Raw genomic sequence first — 19,878 nt, 5'->3', positions numbered from 1 at the left:
GGGTTAGGTGAGAGAGATGGATCAGAAGTTCTTTTCTCTTCGGCAGGTGGATCTGTTCCGCATTTTACTTAATGAGGAAGGATTTCTGCCGATGGAGCAGGCAGCAGAGAGACTGAAAATCAGTACCAGAACTCTGTTTCGTGAAATCCGCGGTATTAATCAGGAGCTTTCCGGGCTGGGTGTACATTTGGAGACTAAGACAGGAAAGGGGATCCGGATTTCAGGTGACAGGGAGAAATTTGCCGATTACCTGGGAGAGGTTTCAGACAGGGATTCTTCGCTTTTTTATTACACGAAAGAACAGCGCAGGGCTTTGCTGACGATTGAATTTTTGAAGAGAAAGAACATTGAAAAACTGGGGTACTATGCATATAAGCTGATGGTATCTGAGGCCACGGTCAGCAACGACATACAGGCTGTAAGGCCGTGGTTTCAGGAGCACCGGCTCTTGCTGGAGAGAAAACCGGGTCTGGGCATCACAGTGACAGGAGATGAGGAGAGTTTTCGGAGCGCCATTATTGATTTCCTCAATGAAAAGCTTATGAAGTCAGATGTGGAACAGTTTCAGGGAAGCAAAGGGGATTTCCGGGCTATAGAATATTTCCGAAGCCTTGGAAAGAACAGCAATCTGGATTTGCTAAATGAAGAGATTCTGGAGAAGGTCATCGCAATTCTCAGAGAGTGTGAGGATGAATTTCTCAGCAAGATCACAAGACATTCCTATATTGGGCTGGTGATTCATCTGGTTATTGCAATCGAAAGGCTTTTGGCAGGAAAAACGATTACGATGGAGGAAGAACTTCTCTCAAACCTAAAAAGGGATACATACTATCAGAAAGCCAGACAGCTGACCGGGTATTTTGAGAGGGAATTCCATATTGAGATGCCGGAATCAGAGGTGGCCTATGTCTTTATGCATTTAAAAGGGGCCAGAATGAAATATGCAGTGGAGAAACAGGACGAGCTTACGAAGATGCTGGATGAGTATGACTGTATGATAGTAGCCGATGACCTGATCACCGCATTCGGACAGCTGATGGGTGAAGATTTCAGCCAGGATAAAGTACTCTACCAAGGTCTTGCAACTCATTTAAGATCCACGCTGCACCGGCTGAATTACCATATGAGACTGGAAAATCCTCTGTTGGAGCAGATAAAAACAGAGTTCAGAGATACTTTTACCATATGCAAAAATGTCTGTCAGGTGATGGAAACAAAATATCATCTGGAAGTCAATGAAGATGAAATTGCGTATCTTTCTTTCCATTTCGGAGCAGCCATTGAAAGGAAAAAAGCACAGATCAAGCAGTCTGTCATTTTGAATGTGGCGGTTGTCTGTGCCAGCGGCATCGGAATTTCCAGTTTTTTGTCTTCGAGCATTAAGAACCGGTTTGCAGGTTCTGTAAAGGTGTTTCCCCTGTCTGTTGAGCAGGTAACCGGAAGAGAGATCCGAGGGATTGACATGATCGTTTCGACTTTGAAACTTCCTGAACAGGATATTCCGGTTATTGAAGTGGGAGCACTGCTTCAGGAAGAGGATTTTGGGAGGATGCAGGTTTACTTTGAACTGCTGAAGGAGCAGAAAATTCAAAAAAAGGTTCCGGATATGGCGAACTTTAAAAGGACAACCTCCCTGGAACTTTTGGAGGATCTTAAGATTGTCACTGCGGATGCTTCTGTCGGAAAAGCTGAAGCGGTAAAAGAACTTCTCAGATGCCATACCGGAATGGATGAGATTCAGAGGACAGCCTGTCTTGATGCAGTTTTGCTGCGGGAGAAGGACGGACAGGTGGCATTAAAAGACCGGAACTTTCTGATTTTTCACTGTAATATTCCTGGAAACAAAAAACCGGTGCTGCTGTTTTTTACACTGGAACACCAGAATGGAACTCATCCTGATTTTAAGGGATTTGACAAAGGTGTCCTGATGATCGTAGATAAAAAAGAAGATAAAGAGATCAGAGATACGCTGGCAGTTATCTCGGAAGGTTTTGTCAATGATGAAAAGATACTTCAGTACCTGGAAAATAAAGATATCACAGCACTCAGACGGCAGATCAAAGATTATTTAAATCGTGCAGCCGAGGAAGAGGGAATCGAGGGATTGTAATGACATACAAAGATAGAGAAGAAAAACCTGTACTGATGAAGGAAAATATCGTTTTGGACTGTAAAGCAGCCACCCCGGAAGAAGCCATTATCAATGCGGGCAGTCTTTTGCTGAAAAGCGGTTATATTAAAAGCGGTTATATTGAAGGAATGCTTTCGAGGGATCAGAATTTTTCTGTTTATCTGGGGAATATGCTGGCAATTGCTCATGGTGAGAAGAGGGTCAGGGATCAGATCTTAAAAACTGGGATCTCTGTTTTGATCTATCCCGACGGAATAGACTGGCATGGAAATCAAGTCAAGGTAGTTATGGGGCTTGCGGCTGTGGGAGATGAACACATGGAAATATTGATGCACTGCGCGAACATTTTCAGTGACAGAAAGCAGGTGGAACGTCTGGTCCGGTGCCGGGACAAAGAACGGGTATACCAAATGTTCTGCAGTTTATAATCAGGAATCAGGCAATATTAATCATTGGTGATGATTGAATTTAGGGTCTTGATATGATAGCATTAGCTATGGTATCAGGACCTTTATATTTTTGCAGATATTTGTAAAAGATACCGTTACAGCGACAACAAATGTTCATAGAAAGGATGCCCATGATTAGACTAATTGCAACTGATATTGACGGAACCTTGGTGGAAGAAGCGGCTATGAACCTGAATCCGGAATACTTTGATGTGATCCGGGAATTCAGGAAGCGGGGAGTGCTCTTTGTGGCCGCCAGCGGACGTCAGAGAAAAAGCATTGAGCGTTTTTTTGAACCAATTAAAGATGATATTATTTTCTTGTCTGAAAATGGTTCTTGCATCACATCAAAAGAATATAAGCATGTAGATGTGATGGACCCTTTTATTGTGAAGAGCATAATGGAAGATGCCATGGAGATTCCGGGATGTACCTGCGCTCTTAATGACGGGGAGACCAGCTATTTTGATTCGGAGATGCTTTACCGCCATATGAAGGACGATTATGGCTATAACGCAGTGATGGTAGAGGACTTATTTAAAGTGGAGGCCGGAGTATGTAAGGTTTCCGTATTCCATAATCAGAATGCGGAAGATGCGGTCGGAAAAGAGTTTTATGATAAATGGGGCGGCAGAATTTATGTTGCCAGTGCAGGTGAAAAATGGGTAGACTGCATGAATCTTGGAGTGAATAAAGGAAGTTCCCTGAAACGTTTTCAGGAGCATTATAATATTTCTGCAGATGAGACGCTGGCGTTTGGTGATAACATTAATGATATAGAGATGCTTAAGCGGGCGGCGCACAGCTTCGCAGTTGCCAATGCCAGGGATGAAGTAAAGGAGGCTGCAAATTTTGTGACAGCTTCAAATAAAGAAGACGGAGTATTGAAGGTATTAAAAGCAGTATTAAAGGGGGAATTATGTTAAAAGCAGTTATTTTTGATATGGATGGAGTTATTGTAGATTCTGAGCCGGGGTACTATACATCTTTGCTGAGGCTGCTGGATGAATTTGACGCCTATGTGGATGAGGAGTACAATGCACGCTATTTTGGAACAACGATGGAAAAGCTGTTTACCGATACGATTGAGTACCTGGAACTGGATACCACGGTTGATTACTGTAATGAGCGCTTTTTTGAGATTTATGAAGAAGTGGTCCGGGAGGAAGGATTTACGCCGATTAAAGGGACAATAGAATTGATCCGTGAGATCCATGAGGCGGGAATTCCGATGGCAGTTGCATCTTCCTCTCCTATGGATCATATTAAAAGGATCACCGAGGATTTAGGTGTTTCTGATTTCTTCCATGAATTGGTGACAGGGGAAGACTGTGAAAATTCAAAACCTGATCCGGAAATCTTTCTTACAGCAGCCCAAAAGCTGGGCGTTGAGCCTGAACACTGCGCAGTGGTGGAGGATTCTGCCAACGGTGTGCTGGCTGGAACCAGGGCAGGAATGAAGGTTCTTGGGTTCAGCAATCCAGAATATGGAAGCCCGTCCCATGAGAAAGCCCACAAGGTTGTGCATTCTTTAGAAGAAGCTGATTTAAAGACGCTGGAAAGTTTATTCACCAAATAGATTATATGGAGAAAAAGAGTGGAAGCAGTTATTTTTGACATGGATGGGGTTATTGTTGACACAGAACCTGGTTTTTATATTGTGGCCAACAAATTTCTTTCCAGGTATGGCAAAAGCATTACAAAAGAATATTTTGAGCAGTTTTTCGGAGGTGCATCGGAATATATGTGGAAGACCACAACAGAGATGCTGGGCCTTGAGATTCCTGTGGAGGAATGTGTAAAGGGTGCAGAGGAGATCCGAAAACAGAGGATCAGGGAGGAAGGTTACGAGGCCATTGAGGGTACACTCGAACTGATCCGGGAAATTCACAGAGGCGGGATTCCTCTGGCAGTTGCTTCTTCTTCCTCCAAACAGGATATTGAGCAGGTGATGGACTATTTCGGAATCCGTCAATACTTCCGGGCACTGGTCAGCGGAAAGGAATGTGAACATCCCAAACCGGCTCCGGATGTGTTTTTAAGGGCTGCAGGGCTGCTGGGGACAGAGCCGGAGCAATGTCTTGTTATAGAGGATTCCAACAACGGAGTCACGGCAGCCAAAAAGGCCGGAATGAGCGTGATCGGATTCCGGAATCTGGCTGTTGCCAATCAGGAGTTAAAGCCGGCGGATCATATTGTGACATCGATGAAAGATATTACGCTGGAATTATGTAGGAGCTTTTAAGCAGAAGACTTAGAAAATAAATCTCTCCGGATTTTTACCGGAGAGATTTATTTGTTACAAAGATATGACAAAATATTGAATATTTATTAAAAATATGTTATGTTTATAATCGGAAAAAGAAAAATACTGACAATATACTGGAACAGAAAACTAGAGAACGCAGAAAGAAAGAGGTTGTTTATGAAAGCGGGAATCAAAAAGTGGATCAGCTGTCTGCTGATGGCGGTACTTGCTGTATCTGCTGCAGCGGGGAGTATTACAAAAAGGCAGGTTCAGGCGGCTGAGAAATTTCAGATTCATTATATTAATGTAGGAGCCGGAGACGGAGCTCTCCTTCAGTATGGAGAAGGCAGCAGTGCAGAATATGCCATGATTGATACCGGAGCTGACTATTATACTACAACAAAAGGAGAAAAGATTGAAACAGAAGACTGGGCATACAATTATCTCAAAAAGAAAGGGGTTACTAAGCTCAAGTTTATCCTTTTGACTCATCCGCACCGAGATCATATTGGTGGACTGATACGGATACTTCAGGATGATGATATTGATGTTGAAAAAATATACGGAAACAATAGGGAATTAAAATATGCCGGTGCGAACGGAGACGACAAAGAATTCAGCAAAGCATTTTATGAGGACACTTTAGAGGCGATTGATGCTTACGCTGAGAGAAATAATAAGGGAGAAAATTTCTATGAAGTTCCCGCCATGGGAAGTACAGTAAATGTTGGAAATGCCCGCATGCAGTTTTATGGTCCGGCAGATGAAGCTTCATACCAATTTGGAAGAAAAGTAAATCTGGATATACGGGAGATTAATAAGCGCTCTATTGTATGTAGGATCACCAATGGAAGCAATACATTTCTTATGACTGGTGATGCGCAAAGACAGACCATAGATGCAATTGTGAAAAAAGGATATAATCTGTCAGCCCAGGTTTTGAAGGTTCCGCATCATGGGATGCAGGATGTATTAGAAGAAAATAAAATTGGAACGAACTATCCATCTGACCATAAGTATTTGTTTGATAAAGCAAATGCATCAATTTCCGTGGTCAGCAACGGCTATGACAATGATAATGAGTCGCCTCTTCCGAGAGTACTAAAAGAATTGGCTGGCTCCGATGTCTATCTGACCAGCAACAGAGGTACTATTGTTGTAAGTTCTGACGGAGCCAGTTTATCAGTCAGTACAGAAAAAGGAAATAACGTCCCCAGCTACGAGGGTGATTATAATCCAGCCAAAAAATCATCTCCGACAATGAAAAGTATCAGTGTATCTTCCAATGGAAAGAACAAACTGGTTCCGACTGCCTACAGTGCAGCCAACAGCTATAAACTGTATGAAAAGAAAAATATAACAGTGAAGTTTTCCGGAGTGCCGCAGCCGTTTACAAAAGTAAAGAGTGTACAATACAAATTTGTAAAGAAGGGGCAGGATAACCGGACAGTTCCTTACCGGACAGGCAGTTCTGCAGCGGTGAAAAATGGATCTGTAGGAAGAATTTATGTCAAATACAATACGTGGCTCGGTTCTACTGTGATCAAACTTCCGGGATTTACGGTGGATACCTCTGCTCCGTCCGGTGCAAAGATTAAGGGCAGCAAGTCCGGGATTAAAACTTATAAGACTTCGGCAAAGAACCGTTACAACAAAAAGTATAAAAAATCCATCAAGCTTACTTTTTCTGCCTCTTACGGAACCAGCGGCAAGTCCAAAGTTCAGTATAAAATTGTGCCAAAGGGAAAGAAGCATACGAAATATAAATGGAAGACAGGAAACAGCGTAACCTACAAAAAAAAGAAAAAATGGGTTCGTGTCTATGTGAAATTTACTGACAAATCCGGCAATACTACGACAAGGAAGACCAACGGATTTTATATAAAAAAATAATAGACAAATGAAAAAAGATAGTAGATAATAGGATAGGAAGAGTGAATGTCGTCAGTGTAAGCTGACGGCATTTTAAATATGGCAGATTTTAAAGGAGAAGTGATATGAGAAAAAGAAATGTGACAGTCCTGCTGCTTTTAATGGCACTTACCGTATCTTTGCTGGCCGGATGCGGCGGGAAGGAAGAAGAAAAAACAAAGGACGGATATGCAAAGAAACTCTATGTTTATAATTGGACTGAATATATTCCCCAGAGTGTGATGGATGGATTTGAAAAGGAATATGGAATCAAAGTGGTGGAATCTACTTTTACATCCAATGAGGAAATGCTCGCGAAGCTCACTGCAGGGGGCACCGGGCAGTATGATATGACGATTGCCAGCAATTATGTGATTGATGCTATGAAAGAACAGGATTTAATTGAGCCGATCAGGAAGGATGAGATCGAAAATATTAAATACCTGGACAAAAGCACCTTAAACCAGCCGTTTGACAAGGATAATAAATATACAATCCCTTATATGACATCCTTTACAGTTCTTTGCGGAAATAAAAAGAAGTTAAAAGAGCTGGGTGTGGATATCAAAAGCTTCAATGATCTGACCAATCCAAAACTGAAGAACAATATTGTCCTGGTGGATGATATCAGGGAAATCGCTGCAATGGCACTGAAGGTGAAGGGCTACAGCTCCAGCACTACTAATAAGAATGAGATCATGAGTACGCTGCCGTGGCTTAAAAAGCTTGCTGAAAATGTCAAGGTTTATGATGCAGATGCACCAAAAAGTGTGCTGATTTCCAATGATGTGGCAGTCGGGCTTGTCTATAGCATGGATGCGGCTATGGCCATTGAAGAAAATAAAGATTTGGATGTAATTTATACAAAAGAGGCTGCCCAGAAATGCCTGGACAATTTTGTTATCATTAAGGGAGCCAAGCATGCAAAAGAGGCCAGACTGTTTATCAACTACGTTTTACGGCCGGAAAACTATAAAAAGGTTCTGGATGAATACTATGGTGTGTGCATTAATAATGGCACCAAAAAGCTGCTGGATGATCATTATCTGAAAAATCCGGGAGCAAACGTCGATCAGAAGGAGCTGAAAAGGGCAGAATATATTGATGATGTCAAAGATGCGGCAAGCGTTTACGACGATTTGTATACAAAATTGAAGACTGAGTAAGTGTGGGAGGGAAAAATATGAAAGCGATGAAACGTCTGGATATTATCATTCGTCCAGAAAAGCTGGAAAAGTTAAAAGAAATTCTTGAGAAGAAAGATTATTCGGGCATGACTGTTTTTACGGCGATGGGATGCGGATATCAGGAAGGGTTTATTCCTGAGTTTGAGGAGATGAATTTTGAGATCAACCTTCTGCCGAAAGTGGTAGTGATGGTGGTCGTATGGGAAGAAGATGTAGAAGATCTGCTGGGAGCCATTCATGAAGAACTGGCTACCGGACAGGTGGGAGACGGAAGAGTCTTTATATCCCCGGTGGATGATGTGATGCGCATCCGCACCGGAGAACGGGGCGCTGAAACTTTGTAGAAGGGTGGTGGAAACTTCGTTGAAAAATGTCATTGTACGCTTAAGAGATATAGAAAAAATTTACGGAGGAAAATCTGTCATAAATCATCTGAATCTGGATGTGGCCCAGGGAGAGTTCTTAACGCTCCTGGGTCCGTCCGGCTGCGGAAAAACGACCACACTGCGGATGATCGGAGGATTTGAGGAGACGGACGGCGGACAGATTTATTTAGAGGATCAGGATGTGGCAGGAATGGCACCCAATCACCGGGATGTCAATACTGTGTTTCAGAGTTACGCACTGTTTCCTCACATGAATGTTTTTGATAATGTGGCATTCGGGCTTGTGGAAAAAAAAGTGCCTAAGCCGGAGATCAAAAAAAGAGTCAGCGAGATGATAGAGCTGGTACAGCTTCAGGGAATGGAGAAGAGGATGCCGTCCCAGATGTCCGGAGGACAGAAACAGAGGGTTGCCATTGCCAGAGCCCTGGTGAACCGGCCCAAGGTGCTGCTTTTGGACGAGCCTCTGGGAGCTTTGGATTTAAAGCTCAGAAAACAGATGCAGTTTGAATTAAAGGAACTGCAGAAGAAGCTGAAGATCACTTTCATTTATGTGACCCATGATCAGGAAGAAGCACTGACTATGAGTGACCGGATTGCAGTCATGAATGAGGGCAGAATTGAGCAGCTGGGCACTCCTGTAGAGATTTACGATCATCCCAAGACTAAATTTGTGGCGGACTTCATCGGGGAGTCCAATATATTTGAGGCCTACATTGAAGAAAAAAAGGAAGACAGAGTCTCACTTGTGATGGAATCAGGGAAAGTCGAGCTTTATGCCCCTGAATTTGATTATGATGAGATGGTCTATGTATGTGTGCGGCCGGAAAACATGAAGGTATCTATGGAGCCTGTGGATGGATTTACACTGCGGGGAACTGTGACGGAACATATCTTTGTGGGATCTATCATAAAAACCATCATAGAACTGCCAAGCAGCCAGCTGATCAGGATGACAAATCCTCCGGAGGATGAGATCATTCCGGCAGGAACCAATGTATATCTTCACTGGCTTCCGGGAAAAGCTGTAGTCATGCACACACGGGAAGACCGGGTCTATGAAATAATAGAGGGGGCCGGGAATGAAAATGAAAAAGAAGAACAGTAAGATACCGTTTCTGGCAACGGTATCGCCTACAATTCTCTGGCTGATACTGTTTTTAGTACTGCCGCTTTTATATATCGTGGGTATCAGTTTTATGAAGAAGGGAATCTACGGAGGAGTCATAAATACATTTGACCTGACAGCCTATAAAACAATGTTTCAGTCAAAATATATGAAGATTCTTTTGGACTCCCTTTGGCTGTCACTGAAAACCACAGCGCTTTGTCTGGTATTTGGGTATCCGTTTGCCTATATCATTTCCAAAACAAAAAAGAAATGGAAACCATTCTGTGTACTGCTGATCATGCTGCCCTTTTGGATTAATTCGCTGATCCGTACTTATGGGTGGAACAGTATTTTAAGAGAGGAAGGAATTCTGAATACTCTTTTGATGAGTCTGGGAATCATACAAAAGCCGCTGCAGATGCTTTATACGGACGGAGCCGTGCTTCTGGGAATGGTGTATGCACTGATACCATTTACAGTGCTTCCGCTTTATTCTTCCATTGAAAAACTGGACCCTTCACTTTTGGAAGCGGCCAGTGATCTGGGAGCCTCCAAAGCACATGTATTCCGCAAGATCATACTTCCGCTCACAATGCCGGGTATTTTTGCAGCATCAGTACAGACCTTTATTCCGTCGCTGGGTTATTTCTTTATTACCGATATGATGGGAGGAGCCACCACAATGAACATCGGCAATGTCATAAAGAATCAGTTTTTGACTGCAAGAAACTGGCCTTTGGGGGCAGCCCTTGCTATAGCGCTTATTGTGGTGACCATTGTGATCATGAAGCTTTATACGCGGGTTGGGAGCATAGAGGATATGGTATAGGAGGAATGACGTGATGAAAAAGAAAAAGTTTGGGCTGAGGCCGCTGTCAATCTGCTATGCGTGCCTTTTCTATCTGTTTTTATATCTGCCGATTGCAGTTGTCGTCGCATTTTCTTTCAACCAATCCCAGCTCAATGTGACATTCCAGGGATTTACCTTTGAGTGGTACGGGAGAATGTTCGAGAATGTCCAGCTGATGCAGTCCTTTTTTAATACTTTAATTGTGGCGGCTGTCAGCACGCTGCTGTCAGTGATTCTGGGTACACTTTGTGCCGTAGGAATGTATCGCTATAAGTTTAAAGGCCGGGAGACAGTCAGCAATCTGCTCTATATTCCCATTGTGATTCCGGAGATCGTTCTGGGAATTGCAGTGCTGGCGTTTTTTACCATGGTAAAGGTTCAGATGAGCATGATGACTTTGATCATTTCCCACGTAACATTCTCTATGCCTTTTGTAGTCATCACTGTGCGTTCCAGACTGGCAGGATTTGATCCTTCCGTGGAAGAGGCAGCCAGGGATCTTGGGGCAAATGACTGGAGGATTTTCAGGAGAGTTACACTGCCTATGATTCTGCCGGGCGTCTTGTCCGGAGCTATGCTGGCGCTGACCATGTCCCTGGATGATGTGGTGGTAAGCTTTTTTACAACCGGCCCGGACAGCATGACGCTTCCGATTAAAATTCTGGGAATGGTAAGAAAAGGGGTATCACCCGATGTAAATGCGCTCTCTACATTGATGATTCTCGGTACAGTAGTTCTTATGCTGGCAGCTACATTTTTTGAGATGAGGATGGAAAAGAAGGAAGAAGCTTGACATAAAGGCCTAAATGACGTACTATTTTGTTGAGAACAATTATCAAAATTGGAGCGAAAGATGAAATTAACAGATACAAATCCAGATACTCAGTATTTAGTAGAAGAAATCCAGCTGGAACTGGCAACAAAACGCCGTCTGGAATCTCTCGGCATGACAGAGGGGTCAAAGATTATTGTCATGCGTAAAAAGCGCAACGGAGCTGTGATCATCAAAATCCGGGGGACCCGGTTTGCCCTTGGAAAAGAAATTGTCCGGGGGATCCAAGTCAGGGAACGTGCGGGAAAGAGGGATTTAACATGAGCGCAGAGGAATTGCAGGTCGGATTTGTAGGGAATCCAAACTGCGGAAAGACAACATTATTTAATGCCTACACAGGAGCTAAGCTGAAAGTGGCCAACTGGCCCGGCGTCACAGTAGAGAAAAAGGAAGGTGCATTAAAATACCACAGCCATATGTACCGCCTGGTGGATCTTCCCGGCATTTACAGCCTGACTTCCTACACGATGGAAGAAAAATTATCCAGGGAGTATATTCTTCAGGACGATGTGGACGTCATTGTGGATGTGGCAGACGCATCTGCCCTGGAGCGGAATCTATATTTGACGTTATGTCTGATTGAACTTGGAAAGCCTGTTATTTTGGCTTTAAATATGATGGATATTGTAAAGGAGCGGGGCATGGAGCTGGATCTTCACCGCCTGCCCGAAGTGCTTGGAATTCCTGTGGTTCCGGTTTCGGCACGGAAGAAGACCGGACTGGAAGTGCTTATGCATGCAGTGGCCCACCACAAAGTGGAAGGCAATGACCGCCAGGTGTTTGACTACTCCGACAGAATAGAAGAAAAAATTACCCAGATCAGGCTTCGTCTGAAAGAAAAATATCCGGAGATGGAAAACAGCCGGTGGTATGCCATTAAGCTTTTGGAGCAGGATGATGAAGTTACCCAGAAGTACGGAAGCCTTGTGGACGGGATTGTGGACAGATCTTATGAGAACGATATCATCAATGAAAAATACCGTTTTATTGAACGGGTTATGGATGAGGTGCTTGTAAACAAAGAAAAGAAGGAAGCTTTTACAGATAAGATTGACAGTGTCCTGACACATCCGGTGCTGGGAATTCCCATATTTCTCGTTATTATGGCTGCGGTGTTTTTTCTGACATTTACCGTCGGTGATTTTCTTAAAGGTTATGTCGAAATCATGATTGATTATGTCAGCGGTTACATAGTGGGAGGCATTGAAAGCCTGGGCGCCGGTGCATGGGTGATCTCCCTTGTAAAAGACGGGGTGTTTGCCGGAGTGGGAGGCGTACTGTCTTTTGTTCCAAATATTTTTATACTGTTTTTGAGCCTCGGCCTTTTGGAAGACAGCGGATATATGTCCAGGGTTGCATTTGTTATGGACAGTGTTATGGACAAACTGGGACTCTCCGGAAGAGCATTCATCCCCATGCTTCTTGGATTCGGATGCAGTGTGCCGGCAGTTATGGCATCCAGGGCACTGGAGGATGAAAGAGACAGAAAAAGGACGATCATGCTGATCCCGTTTATGTCGTGCAGTGCAAAGCTGCCGATTTACCTTGTGTTCTCTCAGCTGTTTTTCGGAAAAGCTGCAATGCTGGTTGCCTACTCCATGTATGTTCTGGGCTTGGTATTAGGGATCTTTGTAGCATTTATCCACAGCAGGATGACAAAAGGTAGTATTAAACAGCCACTGCTGATAGAACTGCCGGAGTATAAGACACCAAATAAAAGGACCATTGCCATCTATGTGTGGAGTAAACTGAAAGATTTCCTGTCCAAGGCGGGCACTACAATCTGTGCCGCATCGATTGTCATGTGGGTACTGCTTAATATGAATCATACCGGATTAGTCAGTGATATGAGCCAAAGCTTTGGAGCATCCTTCGGAAAGCTGTTGGTTCCGGTGCTGGCTCCGGCTGGGCTGGGACTTTGGCAGATCGCAGTTATGCTGATCTCCGGTCTGGCTGCCAAAGAAGTTGTGGCTTCAAGCTTTATGGTCTTGTTCCAGGTATCATCTTCTTCAGATACAAGCATTCTCCATATGCTGTCCGGGATGGGATTTCATACGCTGAATGCTTACTGCCTGCTGGTATTCTGCCTTTTGTATACTCCTTGTCTGGCAACTGTCATGACCATAAGAAAAGAAACAGGATCCACCAAATGGACCCTTGGACTGGTCGCTTTTCAGATGGTATTTGCATGGGCAGTGGCAGTTGTTATTTTTCAAGCGGGCAGACTGTTCCTTGGCTGATTCAGTGAGTACTATGTCCATGTTCAGCATGATTGGAGCGAGGCATTCTAAGAGCCGAACGGAAATCATGTGGAACATGTCACCATGATTGGAGGTATTCTATGAGAAAAGAATTCACATTTCACACGTTTGACGGGACGGCCCTTTATATGGTGCAGGATGTGACGTCCCTGCCCAAAGCGGCGGTAGTCATTGTTCACGGTTTATGCGAGCATTCAGGAAGATATGAATATCTGACGGAAAGGCTCAATGACCAGAATCTGATGGTCTACCGGTTTGACCACAGAGGGCACGGAAAGTCTGAGGGCAAAAGAGTTTACTATGATGACTTCAGAACCATAAGTGATGATGTAAACGCGGTGACAGAACGGGTAAAGAGCCATAATCCGGGACTTCCTGTATTTATCATCGGGCACAGCATGGGCGGATATGCGTCTGCCTGTTTCGGAGCCAGATACCCAGGCAAGGCGGACGGCATCATTTTATCCGGGGCATTGACCAGGTATAATACAAAGTGTGCAGGGGAGCTTCCGCTGAATGTTCCGGGAGATACTTATGTTCCCAATGCGCTTGGGGATGGGGTATGCAGTGATCCGGCGGTGGTAGAGGCATACAACAATGATCCGCTGGTGGAAAAGGAAATTTCTGCGGCACTCTTAAACAGTATTTATGATGGAGTAGAATGGCTGAAAGAGAACAGCGGCAGATTCACAGATCCGGTACTGGTTCTCCACGGTGCAAATGATGGCCTGGTGAGTGAAAAGGATTCAAGGGAATTGTTCGGAGACATCTCATCTGAAGATAAAACTCTTAAGATTTATGCAAAGCTTTTTCACGAAATATATAATGAAACAGAAAAAGACGAAGTGATTGACGATACACTGTTTTGGATTGAAAAACATTTGAATTGACGGCAGAAAGGAAAAGGATCTTTTGTTAACATAAAAGGTCCTTTTTTTACATTCGGCAAGGATCCTTTCCCAAATCTTTTATTGATATTTAACCCTTTTCGGGCAGATGCGGACAGCGATAGCATTTACAATTAAGAAGGCATTTGATAGCTTTACAGAAAATCAGTGAGAGATAAAGGAGATGGAATTATGTTAAGAGAATTAAAACGGGCGGCAGCATGTGCCATGTCAGCTGTACTTTTGACGGCAGGTACATTGGCCCCGGTAAAAGCTGCATCATGGACAGCGCCCGGGCAGACAGAATGGGAGGATCTTTCGAGAGATGATGTAAAAGTCCGTTTTGCAGTGGGAAGTGATCTGCATATCGGAAGAAACGATGACGCATCAGAAAAGTTAAAGAATGCATTTGACGTATTTTACGATGCAGACAGCCAGCTGGATGCCGCTGTCTTTGTCGGGGATATAACCAACAATGGGGCAGAAGGAGAATATAATAAGCTGATTGATATTCTAAATGATAAGCTGAAAGAAAATACCAAGCTTGGACTGATGATGGGAAATCATGAGTTCAATACCGCTTCCGGAGCTGTAAACCGCTATAAAGCCGCAGTGGGCAGGCTGAAAGACAGTGTGAACCAGCAGGATACAAATAACAATATTACGGTTGGGGACGGGTACCATATTATCACTATGAGTGCAAAGAACTATGGGGGAGACTACTCAGATAATTATGACTGGCTGAAACAGCAGCTGGAGGAAGCGGCAGCGGAAGACCAAAACAAGCCGATCTTTTTGGCTCAGCATCATGGATTTAAGGATACGGCTTATGTGACCAATGAATGGTACGGACAATTTGGAAAGATACAGGAACTGCTGAAAGAATATCCGCAGGTTATTGATTTTTCCGGACATTCCCATGCGACACTCAATGATCCGCGTTCCATTAATCAGGATCTTGGTTTCACTGCAATTCAGGACGGGACAATCGGAGCTTATTTTGAAAATGAATCCGGAAAGATGGAAGGAACCAGACCAGATGACAGCGAAAATGCATCTCAGGCATTGATCGTAGAAGTGGATGCAGACAACCAGGTGACAATCCGTAGAATGGATCTGACCGCAGGAAAATATATTGGGAAGACTTGGAATCTGGATGTTCCTGACCTGGTAAAGAATAAGGCCTATACTTATACAACACAGAAAAGAACAGAGGAAAGCGCTGTCCCTTCCTTCCCCCGGGGAGCAAAAATGACGGCGTCAAATGTTAAGGATTCCTCTGTGGACCTTACTTTTACGCAGGGACGGAACGAGGATAAAAACGATGACGGATGGGTCCATTCCTACAGAATCAAAGCAGTCAACAAAGAGACAGGAAAAACAGATGCAGACAAACTGACATTTTCTGACTATTATATGCCGCCGATGAAAGCGGAGATGACAAAGACACTGACTGGTTTATCTGATGATACCGATTACAGGATCGAGATTACCGCAATTAATCCATTTCAGAAGGAAAGTACACAGAAACTAACGGCTGATATTAAAACACCTTCTCTGCTTACAGAAGAAGAATTGAAAAAAGATGCACCGAAAGCAGACCTGTTGGATATCAATTTTGAAAGCGGTACGGCATCAGACAAATCTGAGGCAAATCATACAGCGGTCACAAAAGGGAGTCCTGTCATTGCAGAAAATGAGCTTCTTGGAAAGAAGACTGCAAAGTTTGACGGAAGTTCTGCATACGCATATAATTTTACAGCGGATGAATACACAAAGCTCCAGAAGGGTTATACAATGGAATGTATGATGAAGCTGGACAGCAAAGGAAACCCTTTTTCTGACCAGGAGAGTGCAGGAGCAGGATTTGAGATGAACTCCGATAAAAAAACATTGGAATTCTGGTCCAGACACGGAAGCAGTTATAAAGTTCCGAAAGCCCAGGTAGACATTTCGAAGTGGGTGCATGCCGCCGCAGTTTATGACGGTTCCAATGTAAAGCTGTATATCAACGGGAAACTGAAAGATACAGTGGCAGCTTCTGATGAATGGGTAATCCCTGCAGACGGAGCAAAATATTTCTTTGTTGGAGCAGATACAAATAAAAACGGAGAGATCCAAAATGCAATCAGCGGAGAAATCGCATCTGCCAGAATCTACAGCAGGGCACTGTCCATCGGTGAGATTACGAAGCTTTACTGGAATGAAGCAAATACAGCAATCTCAGTTCCCGGCGATGCATCATTTACTGCAATAAGAGGAACTTCTTATACGGTTCCTGAGGCTTCTGCACAGGTGACTGCAACTGGTGATTCATCTGCCAAAGTTACAGCGGAAGTCAAAGACTCCAGCGGCAGTCCGGTGGCGGTTGCCAACCGTAAATTTACAGCCACAGACAAAGCTTATACTATTACATATAAAGCAAACAATGCGGAGATCAAAAAAGAAGTCAAAGTACAGGAGCCGGCTGCACCAGCTGCGGATACCAAGAAAACACTGGAAGAAAAGCAGGGCTTCCGCATCAATATTAAGAATAAGGCCGCAGATGCTAAAGTATCATATAAGAGCAGCAGCAGTTCTGTGGCATCTGTCAGCGCCTATGGTTATGTAACAGCTAAGAAAGCGGGAACATCGGTGATCACAACGACAGTGGTCCAGAATCAGAGGACTTATACTTTAAAGACAGAGATCAAGGTTGTTAAGAAGCCTTCTGTAGTTTCAAAGAAGACCGTCTATGCCGGAAAAGGTTTCCGTATGAGTATCTCCAACAAGGATAAGGGAGCAAAGGTATCTTTTAAAAGTTCCGATAAGTCTATTGCTTCTGTCAGCAAGTTTGGATATGTCACAGGGAAGAAAGCAGGAACAGCATATATTACGGCGTCAGTCACTCAAAACGGAAAAGTATATACTTTAAAGACAAAGGTGACAGTCAAAGCTTATATTAAGGTGACAAAAGCATACAAAACAGTGAAAAAGGGACGGAAAGTTACTTTTAAAGCAAAGGCGTACGGCACAGGGAAATCTGTGAAATGGTCTGTATCCAATAAACGGGCTTCTATTTCCAAGAGCGGCAGATTTAAGGCCGTGAAAAAAGGAAAAGTTTATGTCATCATGAAATCAGGTAAGATCACAAAAAAATATCTTGTGAAAATAAAATAAAAAGCAAGCTGTAAAGCACAAGCCGGAGGGCTGCCCTGAAACCATAGTGGATGGTTTTGGGGCAGCCTTTTTATAAAGTTTTGTTGAAAACATATGTTCGCACATGGTATAATTCTTATGTTATTTGATAGACCTCAGGCTGAATGTGTCGTGAGGTAAAAGGGAGCGATGGAATGAAGCCAAGAGTTATTTTTCATATTGATGTTAATTCTGCTTATCTGAGCTGGGAAGCAGTCTATGGGATACGGGAGCGGAGAGACGAGGTGGATCTGCGGGAAGTTCCGGCTGTTATCGGCGGAGACCAGTCCAAACGCCATGGGATTGTCCTTGCAGCTTCTATTCCAGCTAAAAAAAGAGGAGTACGAACAGCGGAGACAATCAGAGAAGCGCTGAACAAGTGTCCTGATCTTATTATTCGTCCGCCCTGTCATCAGCTGTATGAAAAATTCTCAAAAGCATTTTTGGATGAAGCGCTGAAATTTTCACCTGTTCTTGAAAAGTTTAGTATTGATGAGGCATTTTTGGATATGACAGAGACTGTGGGAAGATATGAAGATCCGTATCAGGCAGCCTGTCTTTTGAAGGACCGGATATATGAGAAGCTTGGCTTTACGGTAAACATTGGCGTAGCTCACAATAAACTGCTGGCTAAGATGGCATCAGACTTTGAGAAGCCCAATAAAGTGCATACACTGTTTTCTGAGGAAGTCCCGGTCAAGATGTGGCCCCTTCCGGTAGAGAATTTATTTTTTGTAGGCCCTGCCACGAAGAAGAAGCTGTATAATCTGGGTATTCGGACAATCGGGGAACTGGCACATATGAATCCGGAGCTTTTAAAGGCTCATATAGGGAATAAACATGGAATATTGATTTATGAATACGCAAACGGGATTGACAGGGCTCCTGTAGAGGCAGACCAGTCCGACAGCAAAGGATACGGTAACAGTATAACGCTGCCTTCAGATATAGATTCTTTTAAGGAGGCAGATCCGGTCCTTTTATCTCTGTCGGAGACTGTCGCATCCAGGTTAAGAGCAGATAAAGTGAAAGCTTCCTGTATCACGGTGGAGATCAAAGACTGCCAGTTCCGCAGAAGCTCCCACCAAAAAAAGCTTTCTGCAGCTACTGACATTACAGATGAGATCGTACAGACGGCAAAGGAACTCTACAGAGAAAGCTTCGGAGGAATTTCAGTGCGTTTGATCGGAGTGAGGGCTTCGGATATTACGAAAGAAGAATTTTCCCAGATAGACCTGTTTCAAAACGAGAAAAAAGAAAAGCTTAGGAAGCTGGATCAGTCGATTGATGCCATCAGAGGCCGATATGGAAAGGATGCAGTGAAACGGGCCAGATTTTTGAAGGAAAAAGATATCTGACTTCAACTGAGAAACGTATGTTTGTGCCATGAAGACAGGAAGCTGCGGGCTGTTTCATGAAAATATTACAAAAGTATTAAAAATAATGCTTGCTTCTTACGAGAAACCTTGATATACTTCGAATTGTGGTGAAAAATGCGCATAGAATCGGAGGGAAACAGGGTAATGAAGATTCTGGAAATGAAACGCATCGTATGTGCAGCAATGTGCTGTGTTATGTTGGGAATGCTGTTACAGGCAACAAATGTACCGGCATCAGAGGGTGACAAGAAAGAACTCAACGTTGTTTATTATAATCAGGCAGATTATCCGGGAAAGAAGATCGGAAAAAGTACCATCAAAGCAGCGGGATGCGGGCCTACCTGCATAGCAGTCTGCTACAGTTCCCTGACAGGAAAGAAAGCCAGTGTGCCGAAGATGTGTAAGACTGCATATAAAAAGGGCTGGTATATCAATGGGCAGGGATGTGTCCATGAGGTGATTCCGGGACTGGCGAAAGAGTACGGGTTAAACTGCAAAGGACTGGGAACAAATTATAAAGCCATTGCTAAAGCTCTTAAAAACGGACATCCTGTAGTTGCTTTGGTAGGACCCGGGGATTTTACACAGAACGGACATTTTATCGTAGTGACGAGAATGGTCGGAAAAGATAAGGTCAAAGTTGCTGATGTGGGAAGCCGTGCAAGGACCGCAGAGACTTGGTCATTAAAGAAGATCGTAAACCAGGGCAAAGAAGGCGCAGATGCCGGAGGACCTTTCTGGGAGATCAGCTATACAAAGCCTGAGCAGAAGCAGCAGGAAAAAGGAATAGACCACGGACTGCTTAAAATAGATCATAAAGTAGACCTGAGCAAACATATAGAAAAATAAAAAGATGAGAAAGCAGATGCTGTTTGAAGAAACAGTATCTGCTTTTTTAAAATAGACGTGCTCCACACGATAAGGTATACCCGCAGGGCACACCGTATTTTATGCCCTCCGGGCTGGCGTGCTAGCGCACGATAAGGTATACTGAATTTAGTATGACATTTTGATCAGTTCTCTGGCTTGCTGTCTGGGGAGCATAAGATTTTCTGACTGGTCAAAATGGAAG

General features: G+C 43.7%; 17 protein-coding genes. All 17 read left to right on the top strand.

Going from position 1 to position 19,878, the window contains the following annotated elements:
* Window positions 1-16 precede the first annotated feature (16 nt).
* Window positions 17-2,110 carry a BglG family transcription antiterminator gene (locus KH180_RS03970; RefSeq protein WP_290756698.1) on the top strand — a complete coding sequence of 698 codons (2,094 nt, stop codon included), beginning with the start codon at window positions 17-19 and terminating at the stop codon, window positions 2,108-2,110.
* Window positions 2,110-2,559, top strand: a complete 450-nt coding sequence (locus tag KH180_RS03965) for a PTS sugar transporter subunit IIA (protein ID WP_290756695.1) — start codon at window positions 2,110-2,112, stop codon at window positions 2,557-2,559. The genes KH180_RS03970 and KH180_RS03965 overlap by 1 nt, the downstream gene beginning before the upstream one ends.
* Window positions 2,560-2,711: 152 nt before the next feature.
* Window positions 2,712-3,506 carry a Cof-type HAD-IIB family hydrolase gene (locus KH180_RS03960; protein WP_290756693.1) on the top strand — a complete coding sequence of 265 codons (795 nt, stop codon included), beginning with the start codon at window positions 2,712-2,714 and terminating at the stop codon, window positions 3,504-3,506.
* Entirely contained in the window at window positions 3,500-4,159 is a 660-nt protein-coding gene (locus KH180_RS03955) for an HAD family hydrolase (protein ID WP_290756689.1), read from the top strand. The genes KH180_RS03960 and KH180_RS03955 overlap by 7 nt, the downstream gene beginning before the upstream one ends.
* 18 nt (window positions 4,160-4,177) lie before the next feature.
* Complete coding sequence (locus KH180_RS03950) at window positions 4,178-4,825, top strand: HAD family hydrolase (RefSeq protein ID WP_290756686.1); 648 nt, start codon at window positions 4,178-4,180, stop codon at window positions 4,823-4,825.
* A gap of 180 nt (window positions 4,826-5,005) precedes the next feature.
* Complete coding sequence (locus KH180_RS03945) at window positions 5,006-6,721, top strand: ComEC/Rec2 family competence protein (RefSeq protein ID WP_290756684.1); 1,716 nt, start codon at window positions 5,006-5,008, stop codon at window positions 6,719-6,721.
* 104 nt (window positions 6,722-6,825) lie between these two features.
* Window positions 6,826-7,905, top strand: coding sequence for an ABC transporter substrate-binding protein (locus KH180_RS03940; RefSeq protein ID WP_290756680.1), 1,080 nt, complete (start codon window positions 6,826-6,828; stop codon window positions 7,903-7,905).
* Between the two features lie 17 nt (window positions 7,906-7,922).
* Window positions 7,923-8,270, top strand: coding sequence for a P-II family nitrogen regulator (locus KH180_RS03935; RefSeq protein WP_009288959.1), 348 nt, complete (start codon window positions 7,923-7,925; stop codon window positions 8,268-8,270).
* Between the two features lie 19 nt (window positions 8,271-8,289).
* Window positions 8,290-9,417, top strand: coding sequence for an ABC transporter ATP-binding protein (locus tag KH180_RS03930; RefSeq protein WP_290756677.1), 1,128 nt, complete (start codon window positions 8,290-8,292; stop codon window positions 9,415-9,417).
* Window positions 9,392-10,249 carry an ABC transporter permease gene (locus tag KH180_RS03925; RefSeq protein WP_290756674.1) on the top strand — a complete coding sequence of 286 codons (858 nt, stop codon included), beginning with the start codon at window positions 9,392-9,394 and terminating at the stop codon, window positions 10,247-10,249. Before KH180_RS03930 ends, KH180_RS03925 begins: the two co-directional genes overlap by 26 nt.
* A 13-nt stretch (window positions 10,250-10,262) precedes the next feature.
* Window positions 10,263-11,063: an ABC transporter permease gene (locus KH180_RS03920; RefSeq protein ID WP_290756671.1), complete on the top strand. Its 801-nt coding sequence runs from the start codon at window positions 10,263-10,265 to the stop codon at window positions 11,061-11,063.
* Window positions 11,064-11,123: 60 nt separating this feature from the next.
* Window positions 11,124-11,366 (top strand): FeoA family protein, encoded by a 243-nt coding sequence (locus KH180_RS03915; RefSeq protein ID WP_290756668.1) that lies wholly within the window; start codon window positions 11,124-11,126, stop codon window positions 11,364-11,366.
* Window positions 11,363-13,342, top strand: a complete 1,980-nt coding sequence (feoB, locus tag KH180_RS03910; RefSeq protein WP_290756665.1) for a ferrous iron transport protein B — start codon at window positions 11,363-11,365, stop codon at window positions 13,340-13,342. The genes KH180_RS03915 and feoB overlap by 4 nt, the downstream gene beginning before the upstream one ends.
* A 101-nt stretch (window positions 13,343-13,443) precedes the next feature.
* Window positions 13,444-14,253: an alpha/beta hydrolase gene (locus KH180_RS03905; protein ID WP_290756662.1), complete on the top strand. Its 810-nt coding sequence runs from the start codon at window positions 13,444-13,446 to the stop codon at window positions 14,251-14,253.
* 189 nt (window positions 14,254-14,442) lie between these two features.
* Window positions 14,443-17,409 carry a LamG-like jellyroll fold domain-containing protein gene (locus tag KH180_RS03900; RefSeq protein ID WP_290756659.1) on the top strand — a complete coding sequence of 989 codons (2,967 nt, stop codon included), beginning with the start codon at window positions 14,443-14,445 and terminating at the stop codon, window positions 17,407-17,409.
* Between the two features lie 173 nt (window positions 17,410-17,582).
* Window positions 17,583-18,785, top strand: a complete 1,203-nt coding sequence (locus KH180_RS03895; RefSeq protein WP_290756656.1) for a DNA polymerase Y family protein — start codon at window positions 17,583-17,585, stop codon at window positions 18,783-18,785.
* 165 nt (window positions 18,786-18,950) lie between these two features.
* Window positions 18,951-19,655: a C39 family peptidase gene (locus KH180_RS03890; protein WP_290756653.1), complete on the top strand. Its 705-nt coding sequence runs from the start codon at window positions 18,951-18,953 to the stop codon at window positions 19,653-19,655.
* The last annotated feature ends 223 nt before the right edge of the window (window positions 19,656-19,878 follow it).

It is taken from the genome of Anaerostipes sp. (assembly GCF_018381315.1).
Taxonomy (GTDB): domain Bacteria; phylum Bacillota; class Clostridia; order Lachnospirales; family Lachnospiraceae; genus Anaerostipes.
Note: the sequence above shows the minus strand (reverse complement) of the source record. Positions and strands in the feature narration are given on the sequence as shown.